Here is a 13,267-nt window from a genome sequence, read left to right as displayed (position 1 = left end):
CTATTCCCCTCCGTTCCCATCATATTTATATACTTTCGTTGCACGATAATATAAGTAAATTAACAGAACAGAGAATAGAACAACAATCATAGATAACGCAGATCCAAACGGCCAGTCACGCGCACCTAAGAATTGGTTTTGGATTACGTTTCCGATTAATGCTACTTTCGATCCACCCATCACGTCTGATACAACAAACATTCCGATAGAAGAAACGAATACTAAAATAGAACCAGTAGCAATTCCTGACATCGTCATTGGTACTGTTACATTCCAAAATGCTTTTACTGGTGTTGCACCTAAATCATAAGCTGCTTCTAGCTTACGCTTATCCAGCTGCTCAATTGCTGCATACACTGGTAAAATCATAAATGGTAATAAAGAATATACCATTCCAAGTATTACAGAAGGCGTATTATATAGTAAATTTAACGGTTCACTAATAATACCTAATTTTAATAACAGTGTGTTCACAAGACCTTGTGAACGTAAAATAACAATCCACGCATATGAACGAACAAGGAAGTTAATCCAAAACGGTATCGTTGCCAATAATAAAAGAATAGAACGATATTTACGATCAACAATTGTAATTGTATACGCAAATGGATAACCAATTAATAAACAAAGTACTGTTGTAATAACAGCAATCTTTACTGTTTCCCATAATGTTCCCATATACAATGGGTCAAACACACGTACTATATTATCTAACGTAAATTGCATTTCCACTGTTCCGTATGCTCCGCGCTGCATGAAGGCAAAACCCAATACGAATACAAGTGGAACTAGGAAGAAGATTAACAGCCACGCGACTGTAGGTAGTGCGAGTAATTTCCCTTTTTTCAATTTAAGGTCACCTCGTCCTCTTGCTCCCATCCTACATATACATTATCTCCAATGCTCCACTGTGCTGCTTCTTCAGCTGTTTGATACGCCATCAATAATTCTGCTGTTTTCTCATCACGTACATAAAGCTTTTCCATATTTCCAACAAACTCAATGTCTTCAATATGTCCAAGATGGTAATCTTCTAAAATTGGTTCTTCAACCGAACGTACCTTTACATTTTCAGGGCGAATTGCTACGTAGTCTTCCCCGTTTTTCACAATATTATTTTCACCGATAAATGTCGCAACGAACAACGTTTTCGGCTTATTATAAATTTCTTTCGGTGTTCCGATTTGTTCAATATGTCCTTTATTCATAACGACAATACGGTCACTCATGCTCATCGCTTCTTCTTGATCATGCGTTACGTATATGAACGTAATCCCTAAATTGCGTTGTAAGTTTTTCAATTCACGTTGCAAATCTTTTCTTAGCTTAAAGTCAAGCGCTCCAAGTGGCTCATCCAATAGTAATACACGTGGGTTATTTACAATCGCTCTCGCAATTGCTACACGCTGCTGCTGCCCACCAGACAGCTTCATAGGTTTACGATTACGGAACTCTAGTAACTGCGTTAAACGCATTGCCTCTTCAGCACGTTCTTTCTGTTCTGCCGCTGGTACTTTTTGCATTTTCATACCGAAACAAATATTTTTCTCCACATTCATATGCGGGAATAGTGCATAATGTTGGAACACTAAGTTCATATGACGCTTATATGGCGGCAAATCGTTAATCTTTTCATCATCTAATAAAAGATTCCCTTTAGTTGGAGTTTCAAATCCTGCGATCATACGAAGTAACGTCGTTTTCCCGCAACCACTCGGCCCTAAAATTGTTAAAAACTCTCCTTCTTTAATATCTAAAGAAAGCGGTGGGATAATCACTTGATTTCCAAAATGTTTTTCTACTGCTTCAACTTTAATAATTTTTTTCATTTTCCCGTCCTATCTACCTTAAATTTTAATTTTTATATTCATGAATAAATATTTATGTTTTATAGACTATTTTTTGTTTCGATCCAAACAAAATGGTTATTTAGCAAGCGTTCACTTCTATTCTTTATGTAGTATGTTTGATTCATTTTTTCATGATACATAATGTCGAACAGAAAAACCCCTTCCATTGCGAAGGGGCTATTATCATACGGCTACGCCTACTGATAAACACCATCATCATTTTAACAACTTTCGTATGAATTTTAAAGCACTTTTTGTAGAAGAGTAACGAATTTTCATATCGAATGCCGTAGATTGGGCTAAAATGCTTTTATAATGTGAAAAAGTCCGAAAACTTTCTTCCCCATGATAACTACCTAATCCACTACTTCCAACGCCCCCAAAAGGTAAATATGGCGTTGCAAGATGATAGACAACATCATTAATGCACCCTCCGCCATATGAAATATTACTCGTCACTTTCTTTTGCACTTCTTTATTTTCAGAAAATACATATAGCGCTAACGGCTTCGGATGTTGCTGAATTGTGCCAATAACATCTTCTATTTTGTCATACTCTATAATCGGTAAAATCGGACCAAAAATTTCATCTTCCATAACAGCATCTTGCCACGTGATATCTGTTACTATTGTCGGCTCAATATGTAATGTATCTTTTTTATAGTTCCCGCCAATTACGACTTGACCATCTTGTAAGAATCGACATAATCGTTCAAAATGACGCTCGCTCACAATTTTTACGTAATTGTCATTGTTCAGTGGCTCTTTTCCATACTGCTCCGTAATTTCATGTCTTAACGCCTCGATTAACTGTTCTTTCACGGAAGAATGAACGTACATATAATCCGGTGCTACACATGTCTGCCCTGCATTTAAAAACTTACCCCAAACAATCCGCCTTGCTGTTACATCTATTTTTGCATCTTTATGTACAATACATGGGCTTTTTCCGCCAAGTTCTAACGTAAGCGGCGTTAACTCTTTGGCTGCTGCTTCCATCACAACTTTTCCAACACCAACACTACCTGTAAAGAAAATATAATCAAACCTTTCCTTTAACAATGCCGTACTCTCTTCTATCCCGCCTTCTATTACCGCTACAAGCTCTTCTTGGAATAATTCCTCTAACATTCTCGTAAGCACTTTTGAAACGTTAGGCGTTAACTCTGACGGCTTTAAAACAACTGTATTCCCAGCTGCCAGCGCTCCTACTAGAGGTGCAATTGCTAACTGAAACGGATAGTTCCATGGCGCAATAATAAGCGTCACACCATACGGTTCTGGTACTACCTTCCCCTTCGATCCGAAATGAGTTAATGCTGTTCGAACTCGCTTCGGTTTACTCCACGATGACATATGTTTCAATTGAAAAGAAATTTCTTTTAATGCATATCCCACTTCCGTTGTAAACGCCTCATGAACTGACTTATTTAAATCTAATTTCAATGCTTGAAATATCTCTTCTTCAAAACGCTGAATTCCATCATAAAGCTTTTTTAAATTATTTTTTCTTGTTTCTATACTTCTCGTATATCCATTATAAAAATATTGCTTTTGTTTATTTACAATAGAAGAAATGCTCATCTATTCACCTTCTCCCACTATTTTCATCCAATTCTTTCATTATTTATATAGAACTTTTTTACTCGTAAAATTACATTATATATAATTTTTTCTTTTATATAAAATTCATTGCTCACAAAAAACTACCGAAAGAAAATCTCTCGGTAGTTTTACGGTATTAACGGTATAAACGAACAGCACCTGCAGAATTATCATCAGCTTGTCCTACTACTTCAAACTTAAGACCAAGCTTCGGTAAAATACGTCCTGCATCTGGAATCTGTTGATTAATATACGTTTTCGAATCATCAAACTTCGGTACACCAGCTAAGCCATTGTACGTATACGTTCCACGCGTTGGAGATACAACTTGCCAAGCTGGCGTTTTGTCGAATGAGAACGCCGCATCAGCGATTTGGAATCGTGTACTACTGTCAATTGTCGGCTTACCATTTAAAGTTCCTACAATTGCTTCTGGATGAGAATCAACTACACCAAGGAAACCGTGTCCTGGATGTAAACCAACCCAGTTATCTGAGTAAGCTGAGTCTGCATACCATACAACCATACCTGAGTTATATTCTGGACCGCGAGCAAATTTCAATGCGCTATCTGATCCAGTATGGTTTCTCCACTCTACATAGTAGTTATGTTTTTTCTTCTCTGTTCCGCTAGAAACAACGAAACCATCTAATTTAAATTGTGATGTACCTTCTGCATCATCTGAGAATGCAACTTTACCATCTACTGTTAATGATGCATTATCAAGTAGGAAACCATTTAATGCTAAACCACCATCTGTAATGTACTCAAATGTTAATTTTACTTTCTTACCTTTGAATTGACTTAAATCATATGATTTATCAATCCATTTTCCATTTGTCGAATCTGCATTTCCGCTATTTGCTTTCTCGCCAAGTCTTTCAAGTAACGTTTGTTGTCCATCTTCTGTTACAGCGTGTACTTCAAGGAAATCATACTCAGCTTCAATCTCATATAATGATTTGAAATCGAATTTCGCATTCGTTGCATTTGTTAAATCGAACAGTGGTGTTTCCATTTTCGTGTGAAGATTGTCACCTTTTGTGCTGTAGTAATACTGTTTACCAAATGCTGGATCAATTGTTTTTACATCTTTATCTGGTAAGTTAACACGAATCATACCTGGTCGGTTAGATTTCGTAACACTTTGGTCTAAATATGTTGCTAGACCAATACCTTTATTTAATTTCTCGTAATCTACTTCTACGATATTTGCCCAGTTACCACCGATTGTTTTTTGGAAAAACTCTTTATTTTGTGGTGAGAAACTTGTTGGCGTTGTTCCAGCGATTTTACCAGCCCAGCTACCGCCACTCATAACAGACCAAGCTTGAATTGGCTCACCATGACCCGTATAGTCTGTATCATACTCATCTGGAAGACCTAAATCATGACCATATTCATGCGCGAATACACCAACCGCACCATCTTCTGGTTCAATTGTGTAGTCGAATGCTGCCATCTTTCCGCCCCAATATGGAACTTTCGCTTGCGTACCTTCAATTGCGAACGGCTTTGGTCCAACTGTCCAGCGATGTGACCAAATTGCATCATCACCTAATTTACCACCGCCAGCTTCTTGTCCAACACCCGCATGAATAATCATTAAGTGATCGATTAAACCATCCGGTTGATTTTGATTTCCATCACCATTTACATCGTATTGATCGAACTGATCAAACTGTGATAAATCAAGACCGCTATCTACAGCTGCTTTTAATGCATCTTTTACTAGATCACGTGGTCCTTTTGGTCCTTTATTATCATGGCCTGTAGCAGCATCTGCACCGTAATCAGCAGCTTTACCAGGAACTGTTAACCATTTTGTAACTGTTCCGTCCACTGTGTAACTACCACCGGATTGCTCTTCGTAATATTGTTTAAACGTTTCGATTTTGCTTCCATCCTCTAATGCGAATGGCTCATCACCGAATAACATTTTTTCATAGTGTTCTTTGTTAAAGTCTTCCGAATACATATAACCAGGTTCTTTATCAATGTTGTTATGTTTAAAGTCAGCGTACTCTACAAGTAAAACAAGTACCTTATCTTTACGAACATCGCCGTTATATGCTTTTTGTTTTGCTGGAGAAGTTGGTACTTTACCATTTAATCCGCCTTTAACTGGGCCTGTCGCTGCAGGTGTCCCTGTTGCTGGCTGATTTAGTTTTTCTTTCGTGTCTGCTTTCGCATCTTTCACTTTCTTTAAAAAGTCTGATGCTTCTTTCGTAAGTTGATCCCCATTCGTTGCTTCTTTCCCAGGATTTTCACCCTTTTTGTTCTCTACATACTTTTCGACAGCTTTCTTTGTTTCTTTCTCTGAAGCTGACGAATCAATTACCCCACGCTTTTTCAGTGCATCTGCTAAACGCTCTTCTGGAATTAAATGGTCATCAACTGGGCTCGTAGCTGCTTTATTCCCAGGCGTTTCAGCGTACACAGACTGAGTGCCCGCGCTAAATGAAAGACCTAATACAGCTGTCAAAGCAATTGATGATAATACTTTGAATGGTTTCTTGTTCATCCCTTATTTCCTCCCCTAATAAATAATATGTATTACAATTTGAATTTTATTAAAAATTCAATATTTTTTCAATATTTAGTTATATTATGTAATTTTTTTAATATATTTGTAAAAATTTCATAGTTAGTATACGGATATATCACAATTCAACAATGTTTTCTGAAAATATTGAAAGTTTTTATCGAACAATTTATAATTATTTCCATCGAGGGAGTTTAATGGGGATTTTATCTTTGTTTTACCTACACAATATTTGATAATTCGATACATAAAATAAAAAATTCGGTTTTATTATCATTTATTCTGTAGCAGCAGTTATGACCGATAATTAGGGAGGAATTACAATTGTACAAAGATAAGACGGACACACTGGATCAAGAATGGATTGATTTAATACTTGAAGCTCTAGATGCTGGTATCGCCCTACAAGATATCGAACACTTTTTCCAACGTATGAAGCCATCAAGTCAAGCTCAATAGCCTTGTTCTTTTTAACGAAGTTTATGTTATAATAATGACATCATAAGACGACGACATATTGATAGAAAGGTGCGCAAACATGATTGGAGAACGTATAAAACGCCTTCGTTTACAAAAAGGTATTTCATTAACTGAACTTGCCGAAAAAGCTGGTGTTGCTAAATCTTACATTAGTTCTATAGAACGAAATTTACAAAAAAACCCTTCCATTCAGTTTCTTGAAAAAATCGCAGCAGTTCTACAAATTCCAGTTGATACTTTACTTCATGACGAAACAGAAAAGGAAGCTCGCCTAGACTCCGAATGGACACAGCTCGTTAAAGACGCAATGAACTCTGGTGTCTCTAAAGAACAGTTTCGTGAATTTCTTGAATTTACACAGTGGAAGAAAAATCAAAAATAATATATAAAAAGGAGTGCTTACAAACTGGCATTTCTTTTTCTTTATAAAAAAAAGCGGGGGATACCCGCTTTTTTTTTATTTTTCTTCCCCAGCTTCTTGGTTAGCATTGAATGTCCACTCTAAATTCAATGTATCACCTTGGAATTTATTTTGGTCTTGACCATTATCTTCGAATACAAATTGTACCCATAGATAATCCTCTGTACCAGCTTCTAATCCACCTTTTTCTCCCCACTCAGGAGCAAAGATGTCTTTAGCTAAAAGATCTGGATCCGCATTTTGTAAGTCTGCTAAAGTTGTTTCATATACAGGCTCACTTTGTTTATCCCAGTTCCAAATAAATTTTACTTTAATGTGCTTGCCAAAGTCTTCCCCAGCATTATCATTTTTTGCATCTTTCACAGTATACTTTGTTGCTAATTTAACGTCTTTAATTGTTAACGAACCATCGTTCTTTAGTAAGAACTCTTTCTTAACAGAATCCCCTGGTTTTAAATCTTTAATATCCACAAGCGTTTTAGGGTTTAATGTAAGATCTAACGTCCCAGCTGCAAATGTATTATTTGATACTTCTTTATCGCTAAAGAATGCAAACGTTCCTCCACCAATTAAAGATAACCCCAATGCTGCTGATGCAACTCCCATACCTAATTTCTTTTTCAGACTCACAATCAATTCCCCCTAGCTGTTTTTTGTATTTTTACATTGCTATCTCTCATATAAATTAAGAGATGTAAATAAAACTATATTAGCGATGCTAATATTTGTTCTTTTTCAAAAACCTTAAGTTCATTATAACGAACAAACTTATGTAAATACAACAACATTTTTTAGTATTTTCAATTATTTTTATTTCTCAATATTATTTTGATTTTTCAGAAAGTAATATATACTACTTTATACTAATTTATAACTTTTTTCACACGCAAATACATTTCATATTATAAGAAAAAAGAAAGACAAAGAGGTGAGGGCTAACGTTCCCTCACACTCCTATAAAACATTAATCGTTTTGCTTATTCGCTCGTTATCTCTTGCACCACATTCTTGTTTTCCAGCTGTTTCACTAAAGCAGTTACCCCGCTTTTATCTGTTTCTATTTTTTCTGTTCCTCTGCTTTCTTCTGCTCTTCTAGCTTTTTCTGTTCTTCTACTTTCTTTTGTTCTTCTGCCTTCTTTTGTTCTTCTGCCTTCTTTTGTTCTTCTGCTTTCTTCTGTTCTTCTACTTTCTTCTGTTCTTCTGCTTTCTTCTGTTCTTCTGCTTTCTTCTGTTCTTCTACTTTCTTCTGTTCTTCTACTTTCTTTTGTTCTTCTGCTTTCTTCTGTTCTTCTACTTTCTTCTGTTCTTCTACTTTCTTTTGTCCTTCCGCTTCAAGTGCAACGTTTAATTGTTGCTGTAGAGCCTGAATTTGCTCATCAATAGCTTTCAAACTAACTTCTTTCTCAATATAATCTCGCTTCTCTTTTATAATCTGAAAGCCTTCATTCACATATAAGGCTACTTTTTGAATCGACTCATCTTTAGTTACTTTTAATTCTTCCTGTATTTGGTTGTAAGGAGCTTCTATTTCAGTATATACATTTTGCAAGGCTTCCTTCTCAGAAACAATTTTCTCACGACCTTGTTGCCATACAGAAATTGCCTGTTTTATTTCTTCAATAGAAGTTACTTTCAGTTTCCCCTTCATTGTTCCATACTCATGCTCAATAAACTTTTTATGTTGCTCAGCCTGTTCTTTTAATGTAGTAACTGTTTTCGGAAATATAATTGCTGTAGAAATACTCGCTTCTACTTTCGTTTCATGAATGAATGCCGCTTCTGTATGCGTCATAACTTGAGATCCTAAATAAAACGTAATAGAGCACATACACGGCAATATAAGCATCTTTTTTAAATTACGTGGTCTTTTCAGCATCTTAATCTCTCCCATCGAACATTCCGTTCTTTATACAGAACATTATCTTTATTATAATAAAGAACTATATAAAATGATAGCTATATACTAGAAAAATAGAAAAAGGGCTATCCATATGATAGCCCTTTTTTCAGGCTGTGGAGAAAGTCTTCTCCACAGCCTGTTTATGTGTCTGAACCTCTTTTTATGTGTCAACACTGATAAAAAAGAGGTAAAGGAGAGATTTTTTATGATGGGTGCTTTAAAAAATCATCGTGATGAGCGTGTATCCGTTTCTGTAGAAGAATTAGTTCCGCAAGACCATTTCCTTCGTGCGATTGAAGCGACAATCAGTTTTGATTTTATTGAGGAAAAGTTACGCCCTTATTACTGTGAAAACAATGGTCGTCCGTCAATTCACCCTATCGTTTTATTTAAGATGATGTTTATCGGATATTTTTATGGTATTCGTTCAGAGCGACAATTGGAAAAGGAGATCAAAACGAATATTGCCTACCGTTGGTTTCTAGGTTTTTCTCTATCAGATACAATTCCAGATCATTCTACAATCAGTTGGAATCGCCGTACTCGTTTCATTCATACAAATATTTTCGAAGAAATTTTTGATGAGATTGTGTGTCAAGCGACCGAGCACCGTATGGTGGGAGGACGTGCGTTGATGACAGATTCTACACACATTAAGGCGAATGCCAATAAAAATAAATTTGTACATAAATATAAAAAAGAAAAGGCAAAGTTCTATATAGATGAACTAGAAGCTGCGGTAATCGAAGATCGTGAGGTACATGGAAAAAAGAATTAAGACCTAGAAAGGAAAGTGATACCCCCACTAAAAAAACTCGTATCAGTACAACGGATCCAGATAGTGGATTTTTAATGAGGGATGGAAAACCGAACGGTTTTCATTTCTTAGATCATCGTACGACTGATGCGAAATATAATATTATTACAGATACCTATATAACGGCTGGAAATATGGCGGATTCCGAGCCGTATTTAGCACGTCTACAAGCTCAAACTAATAAATTCGGATTCAAAGTTGAAGCTGTAGCTCTTGATGCAGGCTATTTTACAGGTTATATCTGTAAGAAACTATCAGAACAGAATATATTTATGGTGATGGGGTATCGCCGATTTGGAAAGCGAAATAAAGACGTTCCGAAAAGCCAATTTAAATATGTAAAAGAAATGAATGTATTTGCTTGTCCGATGGGATGTATTTTAGAATATACGACAACGGATCGCGAAGGATATCGTCAATATAAATCAAATCCAGAAGACTGCGCTGTTTGTCCGCTACGTGAGGTATGCTTTTCAAAAAAACAAAAACAAAAAGTTATCACTCATCATATATGGGAAAAATATAAAGATATCGCTAGAAAAAACAAACTAACAGCTACAGGGAAAAGACTGTATAAAGTACGCTGTTCAACTATAGAGCGAAGCTTTGCGGATGCCAAAGAACTACATGGCTATCGATATGCTCGGTTTCGAGGGCTGAAGTCTGTCCAAATGCAAGCTTACCTCACCGCAGCTTGTCAAAACATGAAAAAAATAGCCCTTCACCTAACCAAAAAAGGTCTGGTGGAGGGCTGTTTTTCTAAAATTTATTATTTTATATTGTTTTCATTTACTAAAATTAAAAAGGATTGCAGAATGTTGGGAACCCTAAAGGGTTTCCCAACACTCTGGAAAAAGGGCTATCCATATGATAGCCCTTTTTTATTATTATCTTTCTTCACCTGCTGTTTGTTGTGCATCAAACGTCCAATTTAATTGTAACTTATCGCCTTGGAATTGATTTTGATCTTTCCCATTATCAACGAACTCAAATTTCACTTTGAATTTATCAGATTTACCTGCAGAAATACCTTTTTCATCCCAGAACCAAGCAGCTAAATCATTATCTACGGCTGTAAGTGTGTCACCCTTCAATTTATCTAATGTAGTTTGTTTCACAATTGTCTCATGCTTATCTACATTTTTTAAGAATGTTACTTTAATATGTTTACCAAAATCATCTTTATTATCTTTCTTTACATCTTCTACATTATAATCTGTTTTCAGTAGAACCTTTTTAATATTTAAGGAGCCTTTATTTTCTAGTTTAAATTCTTTTTCAATTGTATCACCAGGTTTTAAATTCGATACATTAACAACTGTTGATGGATTTAATGCTAAATCAAGTGTACCAGCCGCAAATGTATTGTTTGACACTTCTTTATCACTGAAAAACGCAAATGTTCCTCCACCAACTAATACTGCTCCTAGTACTGCTGATGTGATACCCATTCCTAACTTTTTCTTTAAAGTCATGTCCATATCCCCTTAATATATATATATTTGTTAACTTCCTAAACGGAAAGTATAACCAAACGATCTAGACGGATTGTTCTACTTTTTTATCTTTCTTTTCTCCGTCAATGCTACGAATAGCGCCAAAAATAGAAATCGCGGAATAACCAAGTAAAAAGACGCCTGGAATAATAAGAAGTAATGCTGCTCCCGCTTTTGAATTCGCATAATTCAGTAAATAACCAACGTACGGAACTGTAATATCTGCATATTTCCCAACTACATTTTCTGCAAGTACTGGTTCTAAATCTGGTCCGTTGTTGTTATCCCCTTTTGTTTCATACATTACTTTTCCATTTGTATCTTTCACACCGATAATACGGTGAGTGATAATTTTTTGATCTTTCTCTTTAAAGGTAATAACATCACCTTTTTCATATTTAGAACCATCTTTCTTTGGCTCTATTGCAATGATTGATCCTGTTAAAAACGTCGGTTCCATCGATCCTGAAAGAACGCTCTTAAACTGATATCCCATCACTGTCGGATCCCCACCGCTCGCTTTTGAAGAAATGACTACAAAAGCTAAGAAAACCATCAATGCAAATAAAACAAATGAGATCGCGTTGCTAATTATCTTCCAAATTAATTTCATCGTCTCTCTCCCTCTCCGTTGTTTTATATTATTTGAAGTATGCAATGCTTCTTGTGTTCTTTAACAAGAACACAAGTAAATGATATAACGAACTTCGAGTTATTGCAATAAAAAAATTTACAATTATTAGTTAAACTTCTTTTCCGTATATAAAAAAGACTGTGACAAAATCTCTTCACAGTCCTCATGCTTTTTTACTTTTCTTCTGATTTTATTCCTTGTCTATTATGGCGCACCACAGCATATAAAATGACTCCAACTAATACAATCGCACCTATCCCAATACTTATCACTTTCACATTTGACTCTGTTATTTCAGGCTCAATTGTATCCTTTTTAGGCATCGCAAAAGTAACATCTTCTTTTGAAAGAACATTTATCGTCGCAATTGTTTGATTATTTTTCGTAATATCGACTGCACCAACTACCTCACCACGATGGATTCCCTTATGATACAAAGAGTCTTTATCTAATGAAGCGGCCCGAAAAATAGTTTTCACATTTTTCCCTTCATCTTTCTTAAGCACAAGCTCTGCACTTTTTTCAAGTTCGCTATCAATATCTTTATTTAAATACGTTGTCTTTTGATGCCAACTATGTTTATCTAGCACCGTTTGTTTCGTAAATTGCCCAAAAGAATATTCCGCCATCTGCTTTAAATCCTCATAGATTTCAGGTCTTTGAGAAGCCATTACTACATTTATAATACGATTTCCATCTTTCTCATTTAATAAAACGAGCGTATTACGTGCCTCATTCGTAAACCCCGTCTTACCGCCGATACTATATGGGTTCTCAAAATAAATAGATTTATTAAAAATAGACACCGTCTGCCTAGATGTAGTAACTGTCGTTCTTTTCGTATTCATCGCTTGCAAAATTTCAGGATACTTTTGCACACCTCTCGTAATCATAGCGATATCATACGGCGTCGTATAATGGTTCGGATCATGCAGTCCATTTGGTGTTACAAAGTGACTATCTGTAGCACCTAACTGTTTTGCCTTTTCATTCATCATATTAGCAAAATTCTCAACACTTCCACCAATATGCTCTGCAATCGCATACGACACATCATTCGCACTTAACACCATTAAAATCATAAGCGCGGTATTTCTATTCACCGTCTCACCGGGTTGAAACTCAATTTGATAATTGCTCTTCTCTTGATCTAATGCTAATTGCGAAAATGTAAACTGATCCTCTGGCTTCGTATGCTCCATTAACAAAATCGCTGTTAACACTTTCGTCACACTAGCTGGATACGCACGATGATGTGCATTTTTGTCATACAACAAATCACCTGTTTTCGCATCAATCGTAGCTGCAAACTGACTAAAAACATTTGGCCCTTCCTTAGGTGGTGGTGCCACTTGCTCCGGATTCACTCCAATATTCGTCTCAGCACGCAACGTCATAGGTGTCAATAAAAACAAACTAATAACTGTAATAAAAACCAAAATTTTCTTGAAATTTACCATATGACTCTCCCTTTTCACTTTACTCCTACAAATAAAAAATGAATCTACCAATCTATATG

11 protein-coding genes and 1 pseudogene are annotated in these 13,267 nt (G+C 35.8%); 3 read left to right on the top strand and 9 right to left on the bottom strand.

The annotated features are described in order from the left end of the window. The 4 genes from potB to inhA1 all read right to left on the bottom strand — a co-directional run bounded on the left by potB (position 1) and on the right by inhA1 (position 5,979). Entirely contained in the window at positions 1-849 is an 849-nt protein-coding gene (potB, locus tag MHH42_RS06375; RefSeq protein WP_000715502.1) for a spermidine/putrescine ABC transporter permease PotB, read from the bottom strand. Next, the gene (potA, locus tag MHH42_RS06370; RefSeq protein ID WP_000720326.1) at positions 846-1,829 is read right to left on the bottom strand and encodes a spermidine/putrescine ABC transporter ATP-binding protein PotA; all 984 of its coding nucleotides are present in this window, start codon (positions 1,827-1,829) and stop codon (positions 846-848) included. Before potA ends, potB begins: the two co-directional genes overlap by 4 nt. A gap of 237 nt (positions 1,830-2,066) precedes the next feature. After that, positions 2,067-3,434, bottom strand: coding sequence for an aldehyde dehydrogenase (locus MHH42_RS06365; RefSeq protein WP_000028364.1), 1,368 nt, complete (start codon positions 3,432-3,434; stop codon positions 2,067-2,069). 157 nt (positions 3,435-3,591) lie between these two features. Continuing rightward, positions 3,592-5,979, bottom strand: coding sequence for a M6 family metalloprotease immune inhibitor InhA1 (gene inhA1, locus MHH42_RS06360; RefSeq protein WP_340893018.1), 2,388 nt, complete (start codon positions 5,977-5,979; stop codon positions 3,592-3,594). 345 nt (positions 5,980-6,324) lie between these two features. On the opposite strand from inhA1, the gene MHH42_RS06355 reads away from it, so the two are divergent. Together MHH42_RS06355 and MHH42_RS06350 are read left to right on the top strand one after the other, a co-directional pair. Next, positions 6,325-6,459: an anti-repressor SinI family protein gene (locus MHH42_RS06355; protein ID WP_000276222.1), complete on the top strand. Its 135-nt coding sequence runs from the start codon at positions 6,325-6,327 to the stop codon at positions 6,457-6,459. 79 nt (positions 6,460-6,538) lie between these two features. Beyond that, positions 6,539-6,862 (top strand): helix-turn-helix domain-containing protein, encoded by a 324-nt coding sequence (locus MHH42_RS06350; RefSeq protein ID WP_000578873.1) that lies wholly within the window; start codon positions 6,539-6,541, stop codon positions 6,860-6,862. A 75-nt stretch (positions 6,863-6,937) separates the two neighbouring features. On the opposite strand, the gene calY is transcribed toward MHH42_RS06350, so the two are convergent. Both calY and MHH42_RS06340 read right to left on the bottom strand, forming a co-directional pair. Continuing rightward, positions 6,938-7,531, bottom strand: a complete 594-nt coding sequence (calY, locus tag MHH42_RS06345) for a biofilm matrix protein CalY (RefSeq protein ID WP_000053720.1) — start codon at positions 7,529-7,531, stop codon at positions 6,938-6,940. Between the two features lie 427 nt (positions 7,532-7,958). Next, positions 7,959-8,792 (bottom strand): DUF4047 domain-containing protein, encoded by an 834-nt coding sequence (locus tag MHH42_RS06340; RefSeq protein ID WP_081339516.1) that lies wholly within the window; start codon positions 8,790-8,792, stop codon positions 7,959-7,961. A gap of 214 nt (positions 8,793-9,006) precedes the next feature. On the opposite strand from MHH42_RS06340, the pseudogene MHH42_RS06335 reads away from it, so the two are divergent. Next, positions 9,007-10,376: pseudogene (locus MHH42_RS06335) on the top strand (IS1182 family transposase); the annotation flags it as partial. Positions 10,377-10,505: 129 nt separating this feature from the next. Here MHH42_RS06335 and MHH42_RS06330 read toward each other — a convergent pair. The 3 genes from MHH42_RS06330 to MHH42_RS06320 all read right to left on the bottom strand — a co-directional run bounded on the left by MHH42_RS06330 (position 10,506) and on the right by MHH42_RS06320 (position 13,208). Next, positions 10,506-11,093, bottom strand: coding sequence for a CalY family protein (locus MHH42_RS06330; protein WP_070172882.1), 588 nt, complete (start codon positions 11,091-11,093; stop codon positions 10,506-10,508). A 64-nt stretch (positions 11,094-11,157) separates the two neighbouring features. Next, positions 11,158-11,727, bottom strand: a complete 570-nt coding sequence (gene sipW / locus MHH42_RS06325; RefSeq protein ID WP_000767788.1) for a signal peptidase I SipW — start codon at positions 11,725-11,727, stop codon at positions 11,158-11,160. 194 nt (positions 11,728-11,921) lie between these two features. Continuing rightward, positions 11,922-13,208 carry a D-alanyl-D-alanine carboxypeptidase family protein gene (locus tag MHH42_RS06320; RefSeq protein ID WP_000247036.1) on the bottom strand — a complete coding sequence of 429 codons (1,287 nt, stop codon included), beginning with the start codon at positions 13,206-13,208 and terminating at the stop codon, positions 11,922-11,924. Between the last annotated feature and the right edge of the window lie 59 nt (positions 13,209-13,267).

Source organism: Bacillus sp. FSL L8-0099, assembly GCF_038006385.1.
Classification (GTDB): Bacteria; Bacillota; Bacilli; order Bacillales; family Bacillaceae_G; genus Bacillus_A; species Bacillus_A toyonensis.
The sequence above is the reverse complement of the archived record's forward strand: the minus strand, read 5'-3'. Positions and strand labels throughout refer to the sequence as shown.